We start from the raw sequence: 26,336 nt of genomic DNA on the forward strand, positions 1-26,336 counted from the left end.
CATTATTAATTTATAATAATTTATCCCCCTACCCAAAGGTGACAACTATTATACTATAAGACTGCTAATTATGTTAATTCTACATCTTAGCAAATACAACCAAGGAACTTTTACTTATTGGAAGAACATTACGCTAAAATCTAGCAGCTTATTATAAAGCGATGATTAATAGGGATGCCCATCATACAATACTCTATACAAGACAAACTGAAGCATGTTCTTAGTGGATTGATTATTTTATAAGGAAGGGTGTGTGTGATATCAATTGTATTTAAGACTGTTTCACAGTATATAAACAGGGAAAAATACCAGTTTGATTAGACTGTAACCTTATACGTAAATCAGATCATAAGCAACATAAAGCCACAGAGCTTATTCTGTAAAAATAGATAAAAATAGGATTTATAGAAATTACAGGTTTTTCTAATAGAGAAAGAAAATATAAACCTAGTAAGTAATATAAAAACTTGATCCTTAAACTATAAAAGACAAGATTCAATCTAATAAATTGAAATTAACTAACAGAGAATTATTACAGCTAATTGCTTACAGTTGTATGATACCATTTACTATATAATGTAGCATCTATTATAAAGATATAACCTAACCCCTCAATATGTCATTTACAGAAGTTTTCGACCTTGTCTTTGCATCCACTTTTTTTACTATAACTGCACAATATGTTGAAATGTTATTTTTAGATGAAATAGATCCTGGTACTACTACAGAGTAAGGAGGTACTTCACCGTAAAATACTTTACCGGTTTCTCTATCAATAATTTTTGTTGATGCTCCAATAAAAACTCCCATACCTAAAACTGATCCTTCTCTTATTATAACACTTTCAGCCACCTCGCTACGCGCTCCTATAAAACAATTATCCTCTATAATAACTGGAAAAGCTTGAATAGGTTCTAAAACTCCACCAATTCCCACCCCTCCAGAAATATGACAATCCTTTCCTATTTGCGCACAGCTACCAACTGTTGACCAAGTATCTATCATTGTACCCGAACCGATATAAGCACCAACGTTAATAAAGCTTGGCATAAGAACAACATTTGTATCTATATAAGCAGACTGACGAACAAAACATCCAGGAACTACTCTAATTTTTGATTGGCGAAATTTTTCCTCATTCCATCCATTAAACTTATTGTTAGTCTTGTCAAACCACCAATTGTTATTGCCTACTACTTTACTTTCCTCAGTAAGAAAGTATAATAATATTGCCTGCTTTACCCACATATGTACCACCCACTTTCCGTTTGATAGCTTCTCTGCTACTCTAATTTTACCACAATCAAGAAGATTAACTATCTCTTCAACTAGAGCTCTTGCTGTTATTTTTACATTACAGTCAATAAGTTCATTTCTATTTCTCCAAATATTTTCTACATCATTCTGCATTTTATCTAGTTGCAAGTTTTCCATTTATTATATATTGATAATAAGTTTATAGCTTCACATAATATAGGTTTGTTACCACTTTACACTAAGTGATGTAAAGTTACAATGTAATAACTGCACTAAAACTTACTTACTACCTCCGGACAAACAAGTAAATTCAGAAGGAAGAAAATAAAGCATACAAACTGCAACCACGCATGGTGTGAATCTTTATAAGAGCCAGGTAAGGTGCATGCTACCATTTATTACACAAGAAAAAAAGTTAACAAAGGAATTTTCTAGTGTTTAGTTTACCACTTTAGAGCTTTTGTTGTAGTAATAAGGGTATATATTGCAGCAGCTAACCTCTCCTAAGGAAGTAAACAAAAAATATAAAAACAAATCAGTTCATATAAGGATTCAATAAGTCCTAAATTAGGATATAAAAAAAGCAAACTGACAGTTCGAGCATAAAAAGGCTTACACTACAAAAAAGTTTTATCAAAATTACCTTTTTTACCTCTAAGATCTAGTTAAGCTGAACTTAATCTTTCAATTTCATCAATTAAAAAACCAGTAGACTCAAGCGTTATGCACTAGAATAACATTTTTTTGAATTTTTAAATTGTTTTAATTATAAATATTTAAGAAATTTACCTGATAAAAAAGACAAAAGAAACCTCAATCAGTATCTATTTTCAATTTAGCGTTTTTAAAAGTCTTAAACACTGCAATTTAAAGACTCTTAAACTTGCAATAGACTTTTTAGCTTAAATGCCAAGAAACTTACTAAGCAGAAAAAGGGAAAAGAACTGATAGGTAGAGCTTTTCACTCTCTCTAACCTTGCAAATCGATATTTTATGCTACATTAAACAACTTATAAGGGTATTTCAGCTTGAAAAGTTAAAAGTTCAGATAAAATAATAAAGACACAAGGTATACATAGTGTAAAAAATCAAATATAAGATATCAATTACGTAATAATCCTGTCACTCAACCTACACAAGTTAAAGATAACTGAATACCTTTGCGCATTACGGTAACGGAGTTAGCAAAGTTTGTCCGATAATTTTTCGTTTCTAACTTGTTATATATGCCTAGGAGCGTTGCCAAAAATTATACAAAAGCCTATACCAGTGAAGAATAATTAAAGGTTAGCTATAAATGACCCATAAAACAAGAATATATATCATCATATCTTAGACTCTACGAGCCCTCCTACTAATAAAATCGAGAGCTTAGCCTTAAATCTTCTTCAGAAGTTATACAATTGAGTAGCAATCCTATACATATCAAGCTTGAAGCAGTTATGCTTCCTCCATAGGATAAAAATGGTAATGGATCTCCTATTATAGGTAAAAGACCTATTGTCATTCCAATATTTATGAAGAAATGAACACCAAAAAAAGCAAAAATTCCGATAGATAATAACTTAGAAAAGTAAACTTTTGATCTGTAGGCAACAGAGAATATTATAGCAAGTAACGTAGTATAAAGGAGAATCAAAACTATGCTACCTAAAAACCCCCACTCTTCGCTAAGTACTGCAAAAGCAAAATCTGTACGCCTTTCCGGTAAAAATCCAAGCTGAGTTTGACTTCCATTAGCAAAGCCCTTACCAAGCAAACCTCCTGAACCAATAGCTATTTGAGACTGCTGTGCATTATAACCTATTCCAAGCGGATCCGTTGATGAATCCAAAAACGATAGTATCCTTTGTTTGTGATAAGGGCGTAAAAAAAAACAAATGACTGGCATCACAAAAATACTAAATATTCCAAAAATTATTAAATGTGACCCTTTTATTATTGATGTAAATATAATTGATGTCCCTATAAATAACATTATTACAGCTGTGCCTAAATTTGGTTGTTTTAATACCAAGAACACAGGCAAAAAAATAATTATAAGCGCCTTAAATAGTTTTTGAAATTCCATCATTTTATATACACTTTGCTTACTAAAATAGCGAGCAAGTGCAAGCACTAATCCCACTTTCGCAAATTCTGATGGCTGTAAACTAACTGACCCAATTCTTATCCACCTTGCTGAACCCATTATAAACGAACCAGAAAAATTAACTACTAATAATGCAATCACTGCTGCTATATAAAAAAAATAAGCATGCTTTAAATAAAAATTCAGCTCTATGAACGACATAGCTATAGCCAGTAAAAAAAAAGAAGAGAATACAACTAATTGATGAATTGCGAATGGCATCCACTTTCTTCCAGCAGAAGAATATTGAACAATAATGCCAATACAAAATAGAGCTATTACGTTAATGACCAGCAACCAATGAACCTTCTTCAACCTATCCATAGCAAAAGCTCCAGTACCTTATAGTATAGTAAAATATAAAGTAAAGGTAAAAATCAAAAAACCAATTTTTCAACTACTAAACCTACTAAACGAATTGGATTACTATATATCCCAATTACTATTGTTAAAATAGCCATGAAAAACAGGCAAAAAAGCATAGGTAATGGCACCTCATTAGCCTTACCAGGCATCATTCTAACGCGTGATGTGGCATCATTTCCAAAATACATTTTCTCTACCATCTGCCATACATATATTAGTGCAAGAAAAGAACTTACAGTAAAAACTATAAGAGAAACCCATGCATGAGACTCAATAATTGCTTTCATCATATACCACTTACTTATAAAGCCACTTGTTAAAGGCACACCAATTAACGCTAACCCAAGCAGAGTAGACGCAAACGTCATATAGGGCATTGATTTTTCAAGTCCTGACAAATTTTCTACTTTTGTTGAGTCAAATTTATAAGAAATACATCCAGCTGTCATGAATAAAGACGTCTTTATTATACTGTGATTTATTGTATGGAGAATTGCTGCAAACAAACCTGCTTTCGAGTTTAAACTCAGCATTAAAATTATATAGCCAATCTGGCTAATACTGGAATTAGCAAGCAACCTTTTCATGTCTTTCGCAGTTATTGCAAATATCGAACCAAATACAATAGCACAAAGCGCAAGTGTAACTATTACGTTGTCTAATGGCGGTTTAAATAAAAAAAAATTTTGATGAAAAACAGTATAAAAGATCCTGATAAAAACATATATCATAACTTTGGTTACTGTGCCTGAAAAAAATATACTAATGAAACTTGGCGCCTCACTGTATGAATTAACTAGCCACTTACCCAATGGAAATAGTGCCATCTTGATTGAAAGAGCAACAAAAACAAATAATGTGCCAAGCTTTACGATGTTATTATCATATAGCGGTACTATTCTCTCAGCCATGTCAGACATATTGAGCGTACCTGTCATAGAATATAAAAGCCCAATACCAAACAAATAAAACGTTGCACCTATCGTTCCACTAATCAGATATTCTAACGCTGCAACTAGAGCTTTCTTATCTCTTCCCATTGAAACTAGCACGTAAGAAGAAAGAGACGAAATTTCTAAAAAAACATAGAGATTGAATATGTCGTTTGTTACCAAAATCCCAAGCAATCCACTTAAGCATAACAGAAACAAAGAGTAGAAATCAGTTATCTTATTTTTGCTAATCTCTTTTTTGTTAACACAAAAACTATAAAGAACACTTATCAGAGCTACAAAATTTACTAAAGTTAAAACTAAGGAATTCAACATATCAATCCTTAATTCTATTCCGTAGGTAGGAGCCCAATCTCCAAGGTAATAAATTACAACTTCACCATTATAAGCTTTCATAAGTAGTATTAATGAAATAAAAAAAGTAGCTACTGTTGTAGTAAAAGAGATAAACCAGGATAACTTATGTTCTCTTGCTAGAGAACAAAACATCGATGCAATTATTGGTATAATAACTTGTAAGATTGGTAATTGCATTAAATTTTTGTTAAAGTATTAGTATATATAATACTCTTTATTTTAATAGCTTTATGTTATCTAAAATTTTTAATGCAATAAAATGTTTACTACAAAGAAAAGGTAAATTTGTAGGAAGAGATAAGAGTGAAAACTTTTACTATGAATCGGATACAGGAAAAAGGTGGGTTATATATAGTAGTGTTCCCGAACCTACAATAATACCTCAAGAGTGGCACACATGGATTCATTATACTGATAATGTAGTACCAGTTAATGACAAAAAAATAAAGGTGAAACATACATCTAATTTGACGAGCACAAAAGATGTACATCATTCTAACCAAAAAGCAAAAAATTATTACAAAAGCTGGAATCCTAATAATAACTAAAGACGCGAAGATCAAGTATACTTGAAATACCTGTCAGGTTGTTTGTACTAATTCTTACTATTTTTTTGATTTGCCTTGCTGTTGATAAACTATCTGATATAAAAAACTATAAGGATTACTATAGAATATATAGATTTTTTACTGATACTAATGGGTATAGGAGTGAACAGTAATATCAAGGTTTGTAGAGTAAATATTAAAAACATAACTAGCATATTTACTTGATAAAAGTACCTATGTAACATGGATTAATATGTGTGCATAAGTAAGACATAAAATTGTCAGTTTGATGGCTCAGAACCCTAACAACCAGCAGTAGAGTTGTGGTTAACAGCAAATTTGTCAACATATTACTTAGATTAGGTGCTAAATCAATTTTAAAAAGTGGTAAAACAGAGTATACTTCAATCTGAAGTGAACATGAGTGAAATAATAGATAAAATTCCTGATATATTTTCAAAACAGTTTGACTTGTAATAATAAAAACTACTTGACAAACTTTGCTAACCTTCTTGCTATGGCAGTGAAGCTACTTATTGATCTTAGCAAAATCTCTGTAGTGAACTAATGACAAAAAACTAATGTATTTGATGCATGTTATATTTAATTTTCTGTACTATGTGCACTATATGTCTTTCACATTACGACCTAACATCTACTAGCTATAAGCGCTATAAAATAGTACCTATTTAAGTGCTTAAAAGCTCTTAAAATACCAACATATAAGTGAGATAGATAGTGGTAATTAGCCAATTATAAATGGACATTTGCTTTTACAAAAAATAGCGTAATTCCAGAATGTAATGCTAGAATCTATTTTCTTGGATCTCAGCTCTGCCACTTGGATAATACCACTTATACTGCACCTATAAGTTGCAATCTTTATATAGCCATAGGTTTGACTATAATTTTCTCCAAAAACGTAAAATAGTATAATAAATCAATAGAGTACTATGGTGGGACTAGTGCGATTCGAACGCACGACCTTTGGATTAGGAATCCAATGCTCTATCCTACTGAGCTATAGTCCCATTCCCTATCACTTACAAATGGTCATAGTAAAAAACTCCTTATTTTCTAAATCCTTCTTACATAACTAATTTACAACAATAAAAACGCTCCTATACATTTCTTGAGTATAATGTTATCATATTTAATAATATAGTTTCAGTTGATGCTAATTAATAACATTAGTTACTCTTATGGTAATCAGGGTGATTTTGCTTTAAGCAATATAAATATTGAAGTAAAACGAGGAAATGTTGCATGTTTATTGGGACATTCAGGCTGTGGTAAGTCAACGATTTTAAAATTAATCGCAGGGATAGAAAATCCAAAATCTGGTACCATTTTTATAAATAACAGATTAGTAGCAAGTAATAATACATCAATTGCAATAGAACATAGGAATGTAGGATTGATTTTCCAACATTCCGCATTATTTCCTCACAAAACAGTGATAGAGAATATAACTTTTGCTATTCGTAGTGCTTCTAAAAAGGAAAAGTATCTTACTGCATTGGAAATTTTGAAGCTATTAGACATAGCAAAATATGAAAACATGTACTCTAATGCTCTATCAGGAGGACAGCAACAATTAGTTGCGATAGCAAGAGTAATGGCACAAAATCCTGATGTTGTATTGCTTGATGAACCGTTTTCTAATTTAGATATACTGCTTAAGTGCCAAACAAGACACCATGTATTATCTCTTTTTAGAAGTAAAAATATTCCTGTGCTAATGGTAACTCATGACTTACAAGAAGCATTAAAAGTTGCAGATTCTATCTATGTAATGAAAAACGGCAAAATTATTCAATCAGGAGTTTCCAGCGATATATATCAAGGACTTGAGGATAGCACATTGCAACATATTTGTTACTACTTAGAAAAAACCTAATCTAAAATTATTATAAAATAGATCGAAAAATTTTGATCTATAGTTAAATAAAGGTGGTATAATCCATATGTCACTTGACTTTAGTCAAGTTTTTATACTTAATATTTAATATTTTAAATGGAGGTGCAAATGAGTTTAGGACCATGGCAATTGTTTTTAGTTTTAATAATAATCTTAGTTCTGTTTGGTGCAGGTAGGTTACCACAAGTTATGGGTGACTTAGGAAAAGGCATTAAAAACCTTAAACAAGGACTTAAGGAGTCAGAGAAACTGTCATCTAACGAACCAGATCATTAGCGTCCTTACATTTCATGACACGCACTAAAGTGCGTGTCATTCGTTCAAAAACCCAGCTAAGTTAAAAAATATAGATTGAAATACAAGATAGTTACATTAGTTTAAGATTAGTAGTTTTAATCAAAGTTAACTATACAAAGAGCTGAGAAGCTAACTGAAAATAAAAAATTAGCTTCTGATGTTCTAAGAGAAATTATGGTACTGATAATACCAACAGCAATGAAATAATGTTGTTCAGTTTAACATTATAAAGCAGCTTTGCATAAATGTGGCTTAATTGGTCATCTCTCCTTACCACCATCACTACCTACCTATACCTGTTCTATCTTACCTAGTTATACAACTATTTTTTCTATACCTCTAATATTATTTTCACTGCAGTTTTTATTTGGCTTGACTCTTCTTGGAAGCTTTTGTTAGCTGGATATGCAGTAATAATAGCTCTTCCACTGTCTTTCACTCACTTTCTTCCTGCATCGGCACAACTTTTATTTAGCCTGGTATTATAGGTAAAGATAGTCTTTTCTTTATACTAGGAGTTTTTTTAATATCATTGTGCACACTGTTATACTTATCCCTACTATGATAACCAGAGGGATTACAGCTTATAATAGGAATACTTTCTCATAAAAAGCTTTGTACGTGGTTAAGCTTTATAACACACCTTAGCACAAGATGAATCCCCTGATATAAATGAAGAATGAATGTTGAAATATAGCAATAATTATGCTAACTAAAAGGGATAATTTTGTCCAAGGATAAATGTGCAAAAAAATGAGAGACTAATTAAAAATAAAAAATTGGTTTCCGATATTTTAAAAGAGGTTGCAGATATCAACACTAATAACAGTAATAAAGTGACATTGTTTGATATTAAAATAGCTCTACAAGAACGCGGTTTTGGTATTTTAATAATTATTTTCTCTTTACCACTATCGATACCTATACCTGTTCCACCTGGTTATACAACTATACTTTCTATACCTTTAATCTTGTTCTCACTACAGCTTTTGTTCGGGTTTCACTCTCCCTGGATGCCGCATTGGTTAGAAAGAAAATCCTTTCAATCTTCAACACTAGCTTTTGTAGTAGAGAGGACTTCACCTGCATTAAAAAAAATAGAAAAGTTCATGAAACCAAGAATACCTTTCATTTTCTATGGACCTGGTGAGAAAATTCTAGCTTTTATAATGTTGATTTGTGCATTATCGATAGCCATTCCACTGCCCTTAACTAATTTTATTCCTGCAATCGGTACAACTTTCATTTCACTTGGCATTATGAGCAAAGATGGACTTCTCTCCATATTGGGAGTTCTAGTATCTTTGTGCGGTTTATTACTTACCCTTGTTGTAATAGTTGAAGGACCACAGCTCATAATTGGAGCGTTTTCTTTTCTGAAAAGCTTTGTATATGGTTAAGCTTTACAATACTTTAACAAAAAAAAAAGAGCTCTTTACACCGATCGACAAAGGTCATATAAAAATGTACGTTTGCGGACCAACCGTATATGATACAGCACATATAGGTAATGCACGTGCTGCTATTGTCTATGACGTATTATTTCAGTTGCTTAAATCTCATTATGGCAAAGTTACCTATGTACGCAACATAACTGATATTGATGATAAGATAATCAATGCAGCAAGTGAAAAAAATAGCAGTATAGAAAGTATAACTACACATTACACTAAGGCTTTTCGTGAAGACATGAAAAGTCTAAACTGTGTAGAACCAACACATGAGCCGAAAGCAACAGAAAATATAGATTGCATTATCAAATTAATTGAACATTTGCTAATATCTAATCATGCCTATGAATCCGATAAACATGTATATTTTAGTATTGAATCTTACCCTGAGTATGGTGCTTTATCAGGGAAAAAAATTAATGAATTAGATCATGGCAGCAGAGTTAAAGTTGGTAAAAACAAAAAGCATCCAGGAGATTTTGTACTATGGAAACCAGCAAACGACATTGACTACAAGCTTTCAAGTCACTGGAATAGTCCATGGGGAAAAGGAAGACCTGGATGGCATATCGAATGTTCGGCAATGGCATATGCATATCTTGGTAAAGATTTTGACATCCATGGTGGGGGTATAGATTTACAATTTCCTCATCATGAGAACGAAATTGCGCAAAGCAAATCTGCATTTAGTGGGTCAATGTTCGCAAAATATTGGGTACATAATGGTTTCCTGACGGTAAACGAAGAAAAAATGAGCAAGTCCTTATTTAACATAGTTAAAGTAAGAGATTTGCTCGATAGTGGAATAAAGGGAGAAGTAATACGTCATGCATTGTTCAAAACTCATTATAGAAAACCACTCGATTGGACAAGAGATATTATTTGGGAGTCGCAAGAAACTTTAAACAAGTTCTATCGGTTATTACGTAGTGTGGATATAGCAAGCATTGATGAAAGCAATACAGAAGTATATAAAGATTTTATAGAGGCTTTGAAAAATGACCTAAATATCCCTGAAGCTTTAGTTATATTGCATGAAATGGCCACAAAAATCAATAAAACAAACAATGAACATAAAAAACTCAAATTAACTGAAAGTTTTGTTAAGAGTGCACGATTTATTGGTCTTCTTAAATCAAGTTATCAAGAGTGGTTTACCGTAGGCGTAGACCACCGAGAAATAGAAAGATTAGTAAATTTAAGAAAGGCAGCAAAAAAAAATAAAGATTATGATGCTGCCGACAAAATAAGAGATCAGTTAAAAAGGATGAAGGTTACAATTTTTGATAACGAAGATGGTACAACAACCTGGTAAGTTCATATGGAAAACTATCTACTACTATTCATAGATAATCTATTATCTTCATTAATCTTGCCCATATACGAAGGTTTTGTATTTTATACTATGTTGTATTTTAGGTCATATTACAACCCACTACTTATGTTACTTTTTGGAGTATTGGGCTCAAGTATTGGTGGAATAGTCAATTGGCATTTGGGTAAAATAACAATTTTCGCTAGAAAAGCATATCACAAATTAGAAAATGAGTACACAACCCCAAAAATAATAAGAAATTTGCTAATTTGTGCAGTTACATTGCTTTCATGGATGTCAGCACTTGGAAGTGCAATTCAAGTTTTATCAGGTTATTTTAAACTAAACTTCAGTGCCTTTACTTTACTAACTATCGTATCCAATTTCCTTTATTTATTATACCTCACTACCACCGTTCAATAAGCTGAGTTAATTACTATCTTCTCATAACCTTTTCTTTTATCTTTCAAAATACTTCACAATATAGCTTCATACAGAGCATTACAAGATATCTACTTTTTTATAATTAGATATAGATTCTTTCTTATCTTCAAGTATCCTGAAATTTTTGAAGCCATCATTTCTCAAAATTTTAGGCATTAAGTAAAACTTCTGACCTAAACTCATCAATCAGATCCAAAATTTCCATAGTCTTTTCAGGGCTTATAAACTTAAAGATGATATTTCATTCTAAGACGTCTAACTTTGCAAATGTATTAAGCTGAAATAGCATATAAAACAAAAATCGTATATTCCATTGAGATAAAAACCTTAATATAGTTTAGTCTTATATATCAATATAGCACAAACAACTATCAGGGAAAATGCTACTTTCTTATTTTGCAAAAAAAAAACAATAAGTACTTGTAATCTACTCCATCCAAAAATGGTGGTTGCAAACTTAATTTTTTAATCTTATCATTCAAAGATGTGAATCTACCAAAATATAATTATCATACTCGCTTAAAAGTTCAGGTAAAACATATCTCCCCCACTCTAACTTTAAGAAGTCATTCTCCCTTAGTTTCTCTAGTAAATGACACATTAAAAACTGATTGACGAACCTACATAAAATTTTCATCAAATTCACCTGAAAGTAATCAATATCACTATTAGGAATAGGTTATATTACTTCCTTTATCATTCTAAGATGATATTTTATGAAATAAGTTGTTTGATCTTTTTTTTAAAAACTTTAAAATACTTTTGTTTTTATCATCTATCTCATATAAAATACCATTATTTTTTTGTTCTGCGTCTTAAAAATTTATCCCTATCTTCTACATACAGCCTACGGAACCATTAGCAGGTTCATGTATTGCCCATAGCCTTCAATGACCGGTTATCACACTATTTTTCCTACTCTCAGCACGACAAAATACTATATATCTTTTCTAATTTTAAAGCCCTTTATAAAGTATAAAATCGTTCTTTAGCAAAAAAGATTTCCACATCTGCTCTTTTGAAAAGGTTTAATCCTTGTGTTTACAATTTACATGCCGATAGAATAATCATTCAGTTTCTGTAGCTCTTCAACCATATATTTATTGAATTTCCACATAATTTATATCAACATGCCATAATCATTTTTCTAATGTACTCATCAGAACAATGATACCATCTTTATTAACAATAACTTGTACTAATACCCTTATAGTATTAACATAACCTTGTACTTTTCAATGTTGAAATTTCAGCATGGTACATCCCCATCAACACTTTTTTGCCATCTCTATTATCATAATTTGAATTCGGTGCAGAACCTAAAATAATAAATTCCTTAAAGAAAGCAGATTCTTATTTTAAATCCTTAAAGTCATTTTTATAGAAACAAATAAAACTAATAAATATTGCTCACTATACTATAAGTTTAAAGTAGTTCTAACATTCAACAAGTTGCGAAAACTATTTATGTAATATAAATAAATTAATATATATAAAATAATGTTTATTTTAATCTTCTCAAAAACCAATATGCTTATCAAGATTTACTACAGTTATAATCATCACATGATGGTATAAAACTAAAGTAGAATGCAAGTATAACGCCACTTTTTTTTCACAAACACCGATTGATAATCGTCATCCTCTATTTCATATAGGTACATTCAATCTTTTTCCAGTTTCTTTAATACTCTCTAGTTGCAGAAACTAAAATATCACATCAGCATTAAAGTATTTCCTCATCATCACATAAATATTTTATTCCAAATGAATAAACTGGTTGACCAACTCTATCTTATTGCATAGAGACTTATTATTTCAAATCACACCGTCCATTATCTTCTGAGCTTCAACATACCTATCTACAAAACACATATACCTAATTCATTGTTTAGCTCGCCATAAAAAATATGACAAACCTTATATCTATATAGTCTCTTTTTCAATTCTGCTATTGGCAAAACAAATCTTAGTTTGACTTACCCTTGAATAACTCTAGATCTGCATTCAGTAGTATAATCACTTGATTATTGAGCCTATTATATTGTATATCTTTTCCACTACTTCCCGATGCTCTGCAGACATCAAGCAAAATACTAAAATTTCTTAATTATGGTGTGCTATTCAATCTCCACAAACTCTTAACACGCCTTTATCAAAAGCAGCTAGACCTAGAAGGGAGAAAATGTAGCTTAGCTTGAAGAATTTACTTTGAAGAATGCCTCAAAGCCAACTTATCAATTCATGTCACTGAAATAATGATTTTTAATATAAAAAACAAATCCTATACTATACCGGTACCATTAATTAAAAAACTTTAATCTGACGCTAATCGTAGTGCAGCAACTCCTGGCATTTCATCATCACTTAGCCAGTTTAAAAATGCCCCTCCGCCGGTCGAAACATATGTAAAATCTTTATCGGTAAGACCTGCAGCATTTATTGCGGATATGCTATCCCCTCCCCCTACCACACTGATTAATTTCCCTTTACGGGTCAAACTACTTACCACCTTCATCACCCCCATTGTACCATTTGCAAAAGCCGAATACTCAAAAACACCGATAGGTCCATTCCACAGCAAAGTTTTACTGCTTGCTATTACACTGCTTATTATGCTTAAAGTTTGAGGTCCGATATCTAAAATTACATCATTATCTAAAATAGATTCAGTTTTTCTTAAAATGCCAGTGCTATAATCAGAGTTTATTGCAACTAAGACATCTTTAGGCATAATTATTTTGCAATTGTTTTTATTTGCCGTCTCAACAGCATCACGCAGAAGATCATTAACGTTATTTTGAAAAAAAGATTTGCCAATACTCATTCCATTAAATAATAAAAAATTATTAGTAATTGCACCACCAAGAATTAGATAATTAACCTTTTCTGCTAATTTTATAAGCATTTTTATTTTGGTTGATATTTTAGCTCCTCCAATTATCGCAGTAATGGGTTTAGCATCAAACAATATGACTTTTTCAAGATGCTTTAGCTCATTTTGCAAGCAAAATCCTGCGTAGGAAGGTAAAAACTTTGTAATACATGAAATAGAGGCATGAGCTCTATGAGAACAAGAAAATGCATCATTTACATATATATCCGCTAGAGATGCTAACTGTTTAGAAAAATTCAAGTCATTCTGCTCCTCCCCTTTATAAAATCTTAGATTTTCTAGTAACATTATATCTCCTCTACTCATTGCATTTATTGCTCTTTGTACTCTCTGGCCAATACAAGCATCAACAAATTTTACCTCTTTTTTCAACAACTGTGATAAGGTTTCAACTATGTTTCTTAGCGATAGACTACTATCTTTAGTTTTTGGATGTCCAAGATGTGATATAATAATAACTTTTGCACTTGCATTTATTAAGTGTTGAATAGTCGGCAGCGTTCTCAAAATACGAGTGGCATCATGAACTTTTCCGTTTTTTATAGGAACATTAAAATCAACCCTGAGCAAAACAGTCTTACCCTGAAAATCACAATTTTCTATGCTAGGTATGTTCATACAAAATTCAAGCTACAAAATACTATATAGCAGTTTTACTTAAAGTAAATTACTTGCTCTTTCTTGAATCCTCTTTGAAGTTGAATATTGAAAATTAACTGGAGAATTGTGAATCACTTTGTATATGTCATAACAAGCCATAGCACTCTCAGCAAAACCATTTAATATCAACTTTAGTTTACCCAAATAAGTAGCTATATCTCCGACTGCATATATCCTATCTCTATTAGTTCTAAGTGTAGTCTGGTCAACAACTATGCGACTATGTTGCAACTTTAAACCCCAATTGTTTATTGGACCTAAATTCATCGACAGGCCAAAAAATGGCAGTAAGAAATCAGCGTATATTCCTTTTTTTTCATTAGAAACAATATTCTTTATTATCACTGCATTCAATTGCCCATTATTTCCAACTAATTCGTGTAATTGATATGGCGTTATGAGTTTTATTTTTCCATCACTTTTAAGTAATTCTAATTTATTTTTAGTTTCAGGAGTGCAACGAAATTCTTTTCTTCGATGTATCACATAGATTCTCTTTGCAACTCTAGAGAGTTCTATAGTCCAATCAGCTGCGGAATCTCCTCCTCCCGCAATAACTATAGTTTTATCCTGAAAATCAGAAATTTTATTTACGCTATAAAATACGGACTTATTCTCGTACTCTAATATACCACTAAGAGGTGGGCGGTTAGGTTCAAATATTCCATTACCTGCAGCAATGATAACAGCTTTACACTTCACTTCTGTACCTATACTTGTTACTACAGTAAAACTTTGATTCTCATTACTTGAGATTTTCTCCACCATTTGACTTAAATGGTAAACAGGGCCAAATGGCAAAGCTTGTTCCATTAATTGTTCAATCAATCTTTGCGCAGTAATAACAGGATAGCCAGGTATATCATATATTGATTTTTCTGGATAAAGAGCGGCACACTGTCCTCCTGCTTGATTTAAAATATCCATTATATGACATCTCATATCGAGCATTCCCGCTTGAAAAGCAGTAAATATTCCAACAGGTCCTGCACCTATTACTACTATGTCAGTTTCCATGATTCCTATTTAAGCAATAACTCATTTAGATATTAGTTAGCTTTGTTAATAAAGTCAATTTATGTAATGTAGGAGATGCAATTTGAAAAATGCATAAATCAACTCTTTATAACCTTAGCAAATCTTCCTTTCTCACACTAAAAAAGACAAATTAAAAAATAAATTTCTATGTAATTACAGTAATATATTTACTTAAATAGTAAAAAAAGCACCATGAATATCAAGAATAACCTAATAGTTAAAGCTGTAGTAAATAACAAGACAAAAAGAAGTTATAAAACAATTGCTTACTTTGCTTAAAAACTATCTAATCCATTCGATATAGAACAAATATGTACAAAAAGTCAGTACTTCATTAAATCATGCTGCAAAAAATTTCAATCATGAGCTGGCAAAATTACTCATTAATAAATATAGAATCAATATGAGTTTAAAAAAAAGCAACTAGGTGAATTCTATTAGAATTTACAATCGAAATTTTTTTCAGAGGTTGCAATTAGAGAAATCTACCTATAACTAAATATTTTAATAGAAAAGTTTCTTGTGAAAATGACTTAATGATTATTAATCTCTTGTCAAAATCGAAAGTAAAATTCAATAAGGCAGAGTGCGCTTATCTACTAAGTAGTATAGAAAATCAGAAAAATAAGAATGAATATGCAACTTTAATGAAAAGACAGAGAAGAGACTTTAAGTTTAATTTAACATTTAAAAGTATTTTAAAAAAAAATTGATGAAAATGCGAAGCGAGGAGAAAAATATGTAAAGTACAAAAACCATGATCATAATTAACAATTCAGAAAATACTCACAATATCTCGAAACACAATAACAGTAGCCAATATGATATCTTAGGATATAATATCAGTAATTGCTGCACTTCAAAGCATATTTACAAGAAGCAGACATTATATAATAATAAAGAAGAATAAAATGTAACATTATATAAATCATAGTAATGGTGTATTGATTATTTACAGTAACGAAACTTACCGTTGAAACTTCCAATCGTGGTAATAAAGAAAATAACACTTAACACCTTCAAATTTCCAACCAGCAAATAAAAACTCAAGCTCCTCTTGCAAAAACGATGCGTGAAGATAAAATGGTTAATCTTAGCTTTAATAAAGCATATGGTTCTAATTTTTCTCTAATTAAGAATCAGTAAATAGTATAAAGGAAAAGAAGAGACATTTAAGAACAAAACATTTTCTAACTTTAAGATATGATTCCAACCTCAAAGTCAGATAGTTTAAGTTCTTAAGTGTTTTTAAATTTTATAAAACAGCTCATAATAATTAGAATCTAGCCTTTTTAAAAGGCATAGAAAAGGAGCTCAATAAATCAATAAAAATTGCTTAGCACATTTTTGCAGCTCCATTCTGTTAGCAGAATAGCACTCTAAGATCAAAAAATCTACTTTTGTTTGCAAGTTTTTCCACTAAACAACAAAATTCAGTAAAAAAGTATAGTGTATCTTCTTCAAGATATGCAGGGTATATATATATTTCTGTTGTATGTGTGCTACACTTTTGCTAACTCTCCTATATAAGAAGTTCATCATGTTTATACAACCTTGAATTACATATATCGTTAACTTAGCACGAAAATCAGACAGCACTAAGTTTTTTAACATCAGACCATAAAATAGCTAAGGCTAATATAAGTTTTTCGTCCTTTCTAACAAATTTTTACGATTACTTATTTTTTTGCACTCCAGTCTTTTTCAAATATTGCAAGCCCATAATCAGTAAGTGGATGGCTAAGTAACTGCCTAAGCACTTTTGCTGGCATAGTAATTGAATGAGCACCAAGTTTTGCAGCTTCTACCACGTGCGCTGAGCTTCTTACTGATGCAACAAGAACTTTAGTATCAAAACCGTAATTAGAATATATAGTACATATATCCTTTATTAAAAATAAACCACCATAGTTTATATCATCAAGACGACCAACAAAAGGAGAAACAAAACAAGCACTGGCCTTAGCGGCAAACAGTGCTTGTCCAGGAGAAAAACATAATGTAATGTTAACAGGTATTTTATACTCTGTCCACAACTTTTTACAAGAAATTAATCCTTCATATGTAAGAGGCAACTTTACTACGATATTACTAGCAATTTTCGCTAATTTAAGTCCTTCTTTAATCATTTCTTCATGATTATCTGCAACAACTTCAACACTAACAGGCCCTTTTATAACAGAGCATATTTCACTTATTAAACCTTCATATTCATCTTTACGCCCAGACTTTGCTATCAAAGAAGGATTAGTTGTTATACCATCAATGACCTCTTTTAGCTCTTCAATTTCACTTAAATCAACACTATCAAGAAAAATTTCCATAATATTCCAATATACAATAAAAACTCACTGACTAAAATAATTTAATTGCATGTTCATTCTTTTACTTTTAAACAATTCCTCATTATGAATTATACAATCGAAAACTTGAATTTGATTCGTCATAACGCTACAATTATTATTTATAATCTCCAATACACCATTATCAACCACAACCTTTTCTTCCTTCTGTTTACTTATTTTAACAGTGATTATACCTGGTAATAAATAAATTAAATAAGGAGAGTGGTGAGCTAAAATCATAAGTTTACCCTCAAGCCCATTCATTGAAAGAGAAACTACTTTATTGAATGAGATTTGATTATCAGGAGAAAAAAATTGCACTTTAAAGGTGTTCATGATCTCTAATCTCTAGCTCCAACGTTAACTTAAGTCTTTATTAATTCAGCCTTCTCTATTGCTTCATCTATATTTCCCACCATATAAAAAGCAGCCTCTGGTAAGTGATCATATTTACCCTCAATAATCCCTTTAAAACTGGAAACAGTGTCAGAAAGTGAAACAAATTTACCAGGCATACCAGTAAATATTTCTGCAACGTGAAAAGGTTGAGAGAGAAACTTCTGAATTTTACGAGCCCTATCAACAGTAATTTTATCCTCATCAGACAGCTCATCTATACCAAGTATTGAAATAATATCTCTCAGTGATTTATAAGTTTGCAGTATGCGTTTTATCTCAGAAGCTACTCTATAATGTTCTTCACCAATGATTTCACTAGATAAAGACTGAGAAGTTGAATCAAGTGGATCAACAGCAGGATATATTCCCATTTCAGCTATTTGCCTCGATAGTACTGTAGTTGCGTCAAGATGAGAAAATGTAGTTGCTGGAGCTGGATCGGTTAAATCATCCGCAGGAACATATATCGCCTGCACAGAAGTAATAGAACCGGAAGTAGTTGAGGTTATCCTCTCCTGCATCGCTCCCATATCAGTTGCAAGTGTCGGCTGATACCCAACAGCTGAAGGTATTCTCCCAAGTAAAGCAGAAATTTCAGAACCAGCTTGCGTAAAACGGAAGATATTATCAACAAAAAACAGAACATCCTGATTCTCATGATCACGAAAGTATTCTGCCATAGTTAATGCTGTTAAAGCAACTCTAGCCCTTGCCCCAGGAGGTTCATTCATCTGACCATAAACTAAAACAGCTTGAGACTTTTCATGCTCATTCACATCTATCACATTTGAATTGATCATCTCGTGATAAAGGTCATTACCTTCACGTACTCTTTCCCCAACTCCAGCAAATACAGAAAATCCTTTGTAAGCTTTTGCTATATTATTAATCAATTCCATTATGAGAACTGTTTTACCAACACCGGCTCCACCAAATAAACCAATTTTTCCTCCTTTTAAATAAGGTGCAAGAAGGTCTACAACTTTTATCCCTGTAACTAAAACCTCTTCCTGTATCTTCTGTTCTGTAAAATTTGGAGGCTCCCTGTGTATAGGCTCTAGATCATACTTCCCTTTCAGGAGACCATATTCATCTATAAGCTCTCCAACAACATTAAAAACCCTCCCTAAAGTTGAGCGCCCAACTGGAACTGATATTGGTGCACCTGTATCAACAAACTCATCATTCCTTGATACACCATCTGTACTATCCATAGCAATACAACGGACTATATTATCACCTATATGTTGTGAAACTTCCAAAACTAACTCCTTGCCCTTATACTTTAGTTTACTTTTTAAAGCATTAAATATTTTAGGTAACTCGCCTTCAAATTTTAAATCAACAACTGCTTGAGTTACCTTAACCGTTCTACCTATATTCACCTTTTTATTTTTACCACCCAACACTATTATTTTATAACACTCCCCCAAATCAAGAAAATAAATCTTATGCTATTAATAGAAATTTTGCAACATTAAAGTGTTCGTTAATCGCGTTTTATTATAAACAATGCAAATGCATTTAATAGCCAAGTAATAATAAATAGTACTAAACTAAGCGCATAAGCAGCAAGTGTTTGCACACTACTGAAATCCTGATCTCCAGTAAGTAGCGTAGCTACTTGCACAGTAATAGTAGTAACTGAATTAAGAGGATTGAAAGTTAAGTTTGAGTTGATTCCAACAGCCATTAGCACTATCATTGTTTCACCTATCACTCTCGAAATTGACAACAGAATTGCACTCAAAATCGTAGGCATTGCATAGGGTATTATTATGTGCCATACAGTTTCTGCTGGAGTAGCCCCTAACGCCATAAAGCCATAGCGTAAACTCTTTGGAACAGACCTAATTGCGTCTTCTAACAAAGAAATAATAAAAGGAAGGACCATTATCCCTATTGATAAACCAGCAACCAATGCACTCTCCGAGTGTATACTTAGACCAAAAAAACTTGCTATCTGTTTTGCAGAAGAAGATAAAAATACAACCGAGAAATATCCATATACAACTGTAGGAATAGCAGATAAAACTTGCAGAGTTGTATTAACAATATAACGCACTTTTCCACTCGCATACTCACTAATATATATTGCAGAAAATAAACCAAGAGGAACAGCAACTACCATTGCTACAATAGTTACAACTAATGTGCCAACCAAAAGTGTAGCTATACCGAAGCATCCTATTTTTTCTCCATTAATAGTCACTGCACTATGACTCCACTTTAAGCAAAATAAAAATTCTGAAATAGCTACTTCTCTAAAAAAATTAACAGATTGGGTAAGAATAGATAACATTATAAATAAAGTGATAAAAAACGATATAGCAAGAGCTATGGATAATAAAAGCTTGATTATCTTATTGCATTTAAAGACAAAAGCAAACATAAAAAAAAGTGACGCTATAGCGATAGAAGTTATAAGACAATTACTACAGAATATTAATGACCAGGTTAACAACCATATACAACTAAGATATAAATAAACTTTGACTTTATTTATTTGTTGAAATTTGCTAAAATAAAACAAAAGAACTAGTAGTGTAGGTATGAAAAGGATTGTTGTCACCGAATTCATCTACTCATATTCGAACCTTATTTTACGAAAATACAATTTTTAAGAGTATTTAGTATATACAATGCAAATACCATTTGACAATAAAGTAAAACAAAATTAAAATAATTAAATACTTTTGTAAAAACAATGAAAAGAACTTTTCAACCGAAAAATCTGATAAGAAAACGCAGACATGGTTTCCGCTCACGTATAACAACAAAAGCTGGAAGAAAAATACTCAACAGACGTCGCTCATTAGGATGCAAAAAACTATGTGCATAGTCAAGTTATCAAGTATAAAAAAAAAGACTTCTCATTTGCTTTTAAAAATAAGCTAGTACCTAATAGTTTTTTTTACCATGGACTCTACATGTCACTATATGCGGTAAAAGAAAGAGAACCAGAAAGGTATATTGATACTATTAGAACAGGTTTAGTTATCAGCAAAAAAGTTGGGAAAGCAACAAAAAGAAACAAAATCAAAAGGCGATTACGAATGCTTGCTAAAATTAACATTTTAAATGCAAGTAATACTGGGTATTACTATATAATAGTAACTCACAGAAATATTATACAAGCAAGCTATAAAAACTTACAAAAAGATCTAACTGTTTGCTTAAAAAAAATAAAATAAAAAACCTCAATTGAGGTATTTACAACTATATTATTTACGATAACATGAGTAAAGTTTTTAAAGATAATTAATAGGTGCAATAAATGGTGGAGTACACAAAAGAGGTAAGTAATATAGGCTTTGGTAAGATGTACCAATCTTTATTTCTCCCTAAAGGAACAGGAACAGACTGGAGGTCAGCATTCCGTCAGCAAGAAGAATTATTAAAAAAGAAGGTAGCAGATAATATAACATCACCAGAAATCAGCAATTCTCCTTTAAAAGAAGGTAAATTAGAAGAAGTAGGAACAACACTAAATGATATAAAAAAAGATCAAGGATACATAAAAACAAGAAAGTTAAGATAAAAATACATCTATGCAACTCACAATTAATGAAGAAATTTTCATAAACTTGGCAGCGACTTACTCTCCCTTTTCAAGTACCATCAGCGCTAAAAAGTTTCACTTCCGAGTTCGAAATGAGATCGGGTGTTTCATTTTTGCTATAGCCACCAAGTTAATAAAAATTTCTAACTCAATTTAATATTTAACACTGCATACACGCATATAAAAAGCAAATAAACCAATCAGGCTATTAGTACTAGTTAGCTTCGCATGTTACCATACTTCCACACCTAGCCTATCAACGTGGTAGTCTTCCACGGCCTTAATTGGGAAATCTTTTTGAAGAGGGTTTCTTGCTTATATGCTTTCAGCAATTATCCCAACTATACATAGCTACCCAGCGATGCTATTGGCATAACAGCTGGTACACCAGAGGTATATCCATCTCGGTCCTCTCGTACTAGAGTTAGATCTTCTCAAATTTCCTTCACCCACGGCAGATAGAAACCGAACTGTCTCACGACGTTCTAAACCCAACTCACGTATCACTTTAATCGGCGAACAGCCGAACCCTTGGGACCTTCTTCAGCCCCAGGATGTGATGAGTCGACATCGAGGTGCCAAACGGTGTCGTCGATATGAACTCTTGAACACCATCAGCCTGTTATCCCCGGCGTACCTTTTATCCGTTGAGCGATGACCCTTCCATACAGAATCACCGGATCACTATGACCGACTTTCGTCTCTGCTTGGCTTGTCAGCCTCGCAGTCAGGCAAGCTTGTGCCATTATACTATTAAGCTGATTTCCGACCAGCTCTAGCTTACCTTCGCACGCCTCCGTTACCTTTTAGGAGGCGACCGCCCCAGTCAAACTACCCACCATACAATGTCCTAGTTCCAGATAATGAAACATAGTTAGATATCAAAAGTGTAAAGGGTGGTATCTCAAGGTCGACTCCATTACAGCTAGCGCCATAACTTCAAAGCCTCCCACCTATCCTGCACATTACATTTTTAATAGCAATATAAAGCTATAGTAAAGGTGCACGGGGTCTCTTCGTCTAACCGCGGGTACCCCGCATCTGCACGGGGAATTCAATTTCGCTGAATTGATGTTGGAGACAGTGGAGAAATCGTTACGCCATTCGTGCGGGTCGGAACTTACCCGACAAGGAATTTCGCTACCTTAGGACCGTCAGTGTTACGGCCGCCGTTTACTGGGGCTTCAATTCAGAGCTTGCACCCCTCTTATTAACCTTCCAGCACCGGGCAGGCGTCAGACCCTATACTTCCACTTACGTGTTTGCAGAGTCCTGTGTTTTTAATAAACAGTCGCTACTCCCTATTTTGTGCCACCTACTAATAGTTACCTAAAAGCAGGTTACCCTTCTTCCGAAGTTACAGGTATAATTTGCCGAGTTCCTTCAACATCATTCTTTCAACACCTTAGTATACTCTACTCACCTACCAGTGTCGGTTTACGGTACGGCCTCATGAATATAAGCGTTATTTCCTGGAGCTCCTTTTAAGCATAAGACAATCCAATAAGCCCTATACAAATACAAAACTCGTCACACTTAAGAGGTTCAGGAATATTAACCTGATTGCCATCGACTACTCCTATACGGACTTGCCTTAGGAACCGACTAACCCTACGCAGATTAACTTAACGTAGGAACCCTTAGGTTTTTGGTGAGAGTGTTTTTCACACTCTTTTACGCTACTTATGTCAGCATTCTCACTTCTGATATCTCCAGCAGTTCTTACAAACCACCTTCACAGACTTACAGAACGCTCCGCTACCGCACCTATTAACTAAAATCAATAAGTACTCACATCTTCGGTATACAGCTTTAGCCCCGGTACATTTTCAGCGCAGAAAAACTTATTTAGACAAGTGAGCTGTTACGCTTTCTTTAAAGGATGGCTGCTTCCAAGCCAACCTCCTAGCTGTAATGGTTTTTCTACTTCCTTCCCCACTTAGCTGTAATTTTGGGACCTTAGATGGTGATCTGGGTTGTTTCCCTTTTCACTATGGATTTAGCACCCACAGTGTGTCTGCTATACAATTAATTATTGGTATTCGGAGTTTAGTTAGATTTGGTAAGACAGTGAACCCCCCTAGTCTATCCAGTGCTCTACCCCCAATAACATACATACAACGCTCTACCTAAATAGATTTCGCAGAGAACCAGCTATTTCCAAGTTTGATTGGCCTTTCACCCCTAATCACAACTCATCCAATAATGTTGCAACATTAACTAGTTCGATCCTCCAGTGTGTTTTACTACACCTTCAATCTGGTCATGACTAGATCACCTGGTTTCGGGTCTAATCCATAAAACTAAAACGCCCTATTTAGACTCGCTTTCGCTACGCCTACACCTAACGGCTTAAGCTTGCTTCATAGATTAACTCGCTGACCCATTATGCAAAAGGTACGCTGTCACCCTAATGCAAATCACTATAAGATCACTCTCATAGGAAAAACATAGAGCTCCAACTGTTTGTAAGCACCTGATTTCAGGTTCTATTTCACTCCCCTCCCGGGGTTCTTTTCACCTTTCCCTCACGGTACTTGTCCACTATCGGTCGTCAAGGAGTATTTAGGCTTGGAGGATGGTCCCCCCACGTTCAAACAGGATTCCACGTGTCCCGTTCTACTCAAGGATTTAAAAACTTTCTACTTATACAGGACTATCACCTTCTATGGTTACTACTTCCAGAGTATTCTAATTCTTATTCTTAAATCTCTAGCCTCTTCTGCTTTCGCTCGTCACTACTAACAGAATCTCTGTTGATTTCTTTTCCTTTGGTTACTTAGATATTTCAGTTCACCAAGTTCGCTTTACATATTATGTAATAACTAGCTTAGCTAGTTGGGTTTTCCCATTCGGAAATCTGCGGATCAAAACTTGCTGACAATTCCCCACAGCTTATCGCAGCCTACCACGTCCTTCATCGCCTCTTGACGCCAAGGCATCCATCAAGTGCTCTTAATAACTTACTTACTCGACTACATGCAGAATATGCAGAGTTAAATATTATTGAAATTAAACTGAGATTAAATTAATCCCTACCATAAAACTTGTCAAACATCTAAAAGCTAAATTAACTTTCTATATACTAGAAACTAACAAATAATATGTCAACGTTTTTTTACACAAAATATTTACTTATATTGGCAACAATATATACTTGTAATTCTAAGTAAGCAAAATTTATTATCTAAATAAGCGTTTAAGTAGGGTTATTATAATAAAAGTCAATGAAAAAAATATTTTGCAGTATAAAATACTTTAAAAATCAAGGTTGTTTAAAAGCGATAGTAAACATACAAGGTGTTTAAAGCATGAAAGGTAACCTATCCTTTATAAATGTTATTTCAAGTTTTATATGCAAGTTAATCAGTATGCTTAATATTAAGAAAGCTAAACAATTAGCTATAAATAAGTATAATACTTTTCATAAAGAAACAGCTGCACTCCTTAAAAAATCAAAAAATCTATTAAACACTAACATTGAAATTGGTTTACATCACTTCTATAATGGTAACATATCAGATGCAAAGCTGAGGTTTTGGCTAATCAGCGTATTTTGTTCTAATTTACCTGTAGTTTGGTATAACATTGGAAGATGTCATTTTGCAATGGGAAACACCAACAAGGCTTACACTTATTTAACAAAGACATTAAAACTAGATAATAACTACGAAGAAGCGTCCTACTACATAAAAAAAATGACAAATTTAGCACCTATTACAAAACTGCCTAAAAGGCTCATAAAACAATATTTTGATTACACTGGTAAGTACTTTGTTGAACATTGGTTGATTGCTAAACAATACAGAGGCCATGAGCTTATACACATGGTAATTGTAAAAACCTTTAACGATTTAACTTCCACACTTACCATACTTGATCTTGGTTGTGGAACTGGAATATGTGGTCATTTCTTTAAAATACACAATATTGGAAATTACATAATAGGAGTTGACATTTCAAACAGAATGCTAAATATTGCTAGAGGGTGCTTTATAAAGGGTAAACCTGTTTATAATGAGTTAATACACATGGAAATGACAGATTTCCTTAAACAAGAAAGGAATTGCTTGTATGATATCATCATCTTTGCCGAAGTATTACACTATCTACACGACTTTCAAGTAGAGCTGGAACTAGCAAAGAAATCTACGAGTAAAAAAGGAGTGATTATATGCTTAGTAAGAAGAAAGGAAGGTGAAGGTATTGACTTTGTAAATAAAGGAGATTACTTTCGCCACTCAGAAAGTTATATACAAAGTGTTGCAAAAGAAATAAATATGCAAATAAGCTATATGAGTTACTGTAAAATATATGGAAGTCAGGTTGATGGTATCTTATTTGCGCTACAGCATCTACAAAAAAAACCGGAAACCATAACTTAAAAATTACTATT

General features: G+C 32.7%; 19 protein-coding genes, 1 tRNA gene and 2 rRNA genes. 10 read left to right on the forward strand and 12 right to left on the reverse strand.

What is annotated here, in order from left to right; genetic code table 11:
- Positions 1-603: 603 nt before the first annotated feature.
- The 3 genes from dapD to WOO_RS00245 all read right to left on the reverse strand — a co-directional run bounded on the left by dapD (position 604) and on the right by WOO_RS00245 (position 5,241).
- Entirely contained in the window at positions 604-1,434 is an 831-nt protein-coding gene (dapD, locus tag WOO_RS00235) for a 2,3,4,5-tetrahydropyridine-2,6-dicarboxylate N-succinyltransferase (protein WP_014868713.1), read from the reverse strand.
- Between the two features lie 1,177 nt (positions 1,435-2,611).
- Entirely contained in the window at positions 2,612-3,712 is a 1,101-nt protein-coding gene (rodA, locus tag WOO_RS00240; protein WP_014868714.1) for a rod shape-determining protein RodA, read from the reverse strand.
- A gap of 53 nt (positions 3,713-3,765) precedes the next feature.
- Positions 3,766-5,241, reverse strand: a complete 1,476-nt coding sequence (locus WOO_RS00245; RefSeq protein ID WP_014868715.1) for a proton-conducting transporter transmembrane domain-containing protein — start codon at positions 5,239-5,241, stop codon at positions 3,766-3,768.
- A gap of 53 nt (positions 5,242-5,294) precedes the next feature.
- Between WOO_RS00245 and WOO_RS00250 the strand changes: the two genes are divergently transcribed.
- The gene (locus tag WOO_RS00250) at positions 5,295-5,612 is read left to right on the forward strand and encodes an NADH-ubiquinone oxidoreductase subunit NDUFA12 family protein (RefSeq protein WP_014868716.1); all 318 of its coding nucleotides are present in this window, start codon (positions 5,295-5,297) and stop codon (positions 5,610-5,612) included.
- Positions 5,613-6,566: 954 nt separating this feature from the next.
- Here the strand turns inward: WOO_RS00250 and WOO_RS00255 are convergent.
- A tRNA-Arg gene (locus WOO_RS00255) sits at positions 6,567-6,643 on the reverse strand.
- 143 nt (positions 6,644-6,786) lie between these two features.
- Between WOO_RS00255 and WOO_RS00260 the strand changes: the two genes are divergently transcribed.
- The 5 genes from WOO_RS00260 (at position 6,787) to WOO_RS00280 (ending at position 11,019) form a co-directional block, all read left to right on the forward strand.
- Positions 6,787-7,512, forward strand: a complete 726-nt coding sequence (locus tag WOO_RS00260) for an ABC transporter ATP-binding protein (RefSeq protein WP_014868717.1) — start codon at positions 6,787-6,789, stop codon at positions 7,510-7,512.
- 129 nt (positions 7,513-7,641) lie between these two features.
- Positions 7,642-7,809, forward strand: coding sequence for a twin-arginine translocase TatA (gene tatA / locus WOO_RS00265; RefSeq protein WP_014868718.1), 168 nt, complete (start codon positions 7,642-7,644; stop codon positions 7,807-7,809).
- A gap of 764 nt (positions 7,810-8,573) precedes the next feature.
- Positions 8,574-9,230: an exopolysaccharide biosynthesis protein gene (locus WOO_RS00270; RefSeq protein ID WP_044135372.1), complete on the forward strand. Its 657-nt coding sequence runs from the start codon at positions 8,574-8,576 to the stop codon at positions 9,228-9,230.
- On the forward strand, positions 9,223-10,596 hold the full coding sequence (cysS, locus tag WOO_RS00275; protein ID WP_014868719.1) for a cysteine--tRNA ligase: 1,374 nt from the start codon (positions 9,223-9,225) through the stop codon (positions 10,594-10,596). Before WOO_RS00270 ends, cysS begins: the two co-directional genes overlap by 8 nt.
- A 6-nt stretch (positions 10,597-10,602) precedes the next feature.
- Positions 10,603-11,019 carry a YqaA family protein gene (locus WOO_RS00280; protein ID WP_014868720.1) on the forward strand — a complete coding sequence of 139 codons (417 nt, stop codon included), beginning with the start codon at positions 10,603-10,605 and terminating at the stop codon, positions 11,017-11,019.
- 2,338 nt (positions 11,020-13,357) lie between these two features.
- Here the strand turns inward: WOO_RS00280 and WOO_RS00285 are convergent.
- From WOO_RS00285 to pstC, 6 genes are all read right to left on the reverse strand, one after another.
- Positions 13,358-14,554, reverse strand: a complete 1,197-nt coding sequence (locus tag WOO_RS00285) for a phosphoglycerate kinase (RefSeq protein WP_014868721.1) — start codon at positions 14,552-14,554, stop codon at positions 13,358-13,360.
- A 39-nt stretch (positions 14,555-14,593) separates the two neighbouring features.
- Positions 14,594-15,613, reverse strand: coding sequence for an NAD(P)/FAD-dependent oxidoreductase (locus tag WOO_RS00290; protein ID WP_014868722.1), 1,020 nt, complete (start codon positions 15,611-15,613; stop codon positions 14,594-14,596).
- A 1,700-nt stretch (positions 15,614-17,313) separates the two neighbouring features.
- Entirely contained in the window at positions 17,314-17,958 is a 645-nt protein-coding gene (locus tag WOO_RS00295) for a transaldolase family protein (RefSeq protein ID WP_014868724.1), read from the reverse strand.
- A gap of 24 nt (positions 17,959-17,982) precedes the next feature.
- Positions 17,983-18,315: a hypothetical protein gene (locus WOO_RS00300; RefSeq protein ID WP_014868725.1), complete on the reverse strand. Its 333-nt coding sequence runs from the start codon at positions 18,313-18,315 to the stop codon at positions 17,983-17,985.
- Between the two features lie 29 nt (positions 18,316-18,344).
- The gene (gene atpD / locus WOO_RS00305; protein ID WP_029784320.1) at positions 18,345-19,763 is read right to left on the reverse strand and encodes a F0F1 ATP synthase subunit beta; all 1,419 of its coding nucleotides are present in this window, start codon (positions 19,761-19,763) and stop codon (positions 18,345-18,347) included.
- A gap of 104 nt (positions 19,764-19,867) precedes the next feature.
- Positions 19,868-20,959 (reverse strand): phosphate ABC transporter permease subunit PstC, encoded by a 1,092-nt coding sequence (pstC, locus tag WOO_RS00310; protein ID WP_014868727.1) that lies wholly within the window; start codon positions 20,957-20,959, stop codon positions 19,868-19,870.
- 126 nt (positions 20,960-21,085) lie between these two features.
- Between pstC and rpmH the strand changes: the two genes are divergently transcribed.
- The 3 genes from rpmH to WOO_RS00320 all read left to right on the forward strand — a co-directional run bounded on the left by rpmH (position 21,086) and on the right by WOO_RS00320 (position 21,919).
- The gene (gene rpmH / locus WOO_RS03720; protein ID WP_081730860.1) at positions 21,086-21,220 is read left to right on the forward strand and encodes a 50S ribosomal protein L34; all 135 of its coding nucleotides are present in this window, start codon (positions 21,086-21,088) and stop codon (positions 21,218-21,220) included.
- The gene (gene rnpA, locus WOO_RS00315; RefSeq protein WP_044135374.1) at positions 21,213-21,572 is read left to right on the forward strand and encodes a ribonuclease P protein component; all 360 of its coding nucleotides are present in this window, start codon (positions 21,213-21,215) and stop codon (positions 21,570-21,572) included. Before rpmH ends, rnpA begins: the two co-directional genes overlap by 8 nt.
- A gap of 83 nt (positions 21,573-21,655) precedes the next feature.
- The gene (locus WOO_RS00320) at positions 21,656-21,919 is read left to right on the forward strand and encodes a hypothetical protein (protein ID WP_014868729.1); all 264 of its coding nucleotides are present in this window, start codon (positions 21,656-21,658) and stop codon (positions 21,917-21,919) included.
- A gap of 44 nt (positions 21,920-21,963) precedes the next feature.
- Here WOO_RS00320 and rrf read toward each other — a convergent pair.
- Together rrf and WOO_RS00330 are read right to left on the reverse strand one after the other, a co-directional pair.
- Positions 21,964-22,070: ribosomal RNA gene (gene rrf / locus WOO_RS00325) — 5S ribosomal RNA — on the reverse strand.
- Between the two features lie 57 nt (positions 22,071-22,127).
- Positions 22,128-24,909: ribosomal RNA gene (locus WOO_RS00330) — 23S ribosomal RNA — on the reverse strand.
- 342 nt (positions 24,910-25,251) lie between these two features.
- On the opposite strand from WOO_RS00330, the gene WOO_RS00335 reads away from it, so the two are divergent.
- Entirely contained in the window at positions 25,252-26,325 is a 1,074-nt protein-coding gene (locus WOO_RS00335) for a methyltransferase (protein ID WP_014868730.1), read from the forward strand.
- Positions 26,326-26,336: the final 11 nt, after the last annotated feature.

The organism is Wolbachia endosymbiont of Onchocerca ochengi (assembly GCF_000306885.1).
Classification (GTDB): Bacteria; Pseudomonadota; Alphaproteobacteria; order Rickettsiales; family Anaplasmataceae; genus Wolbachia.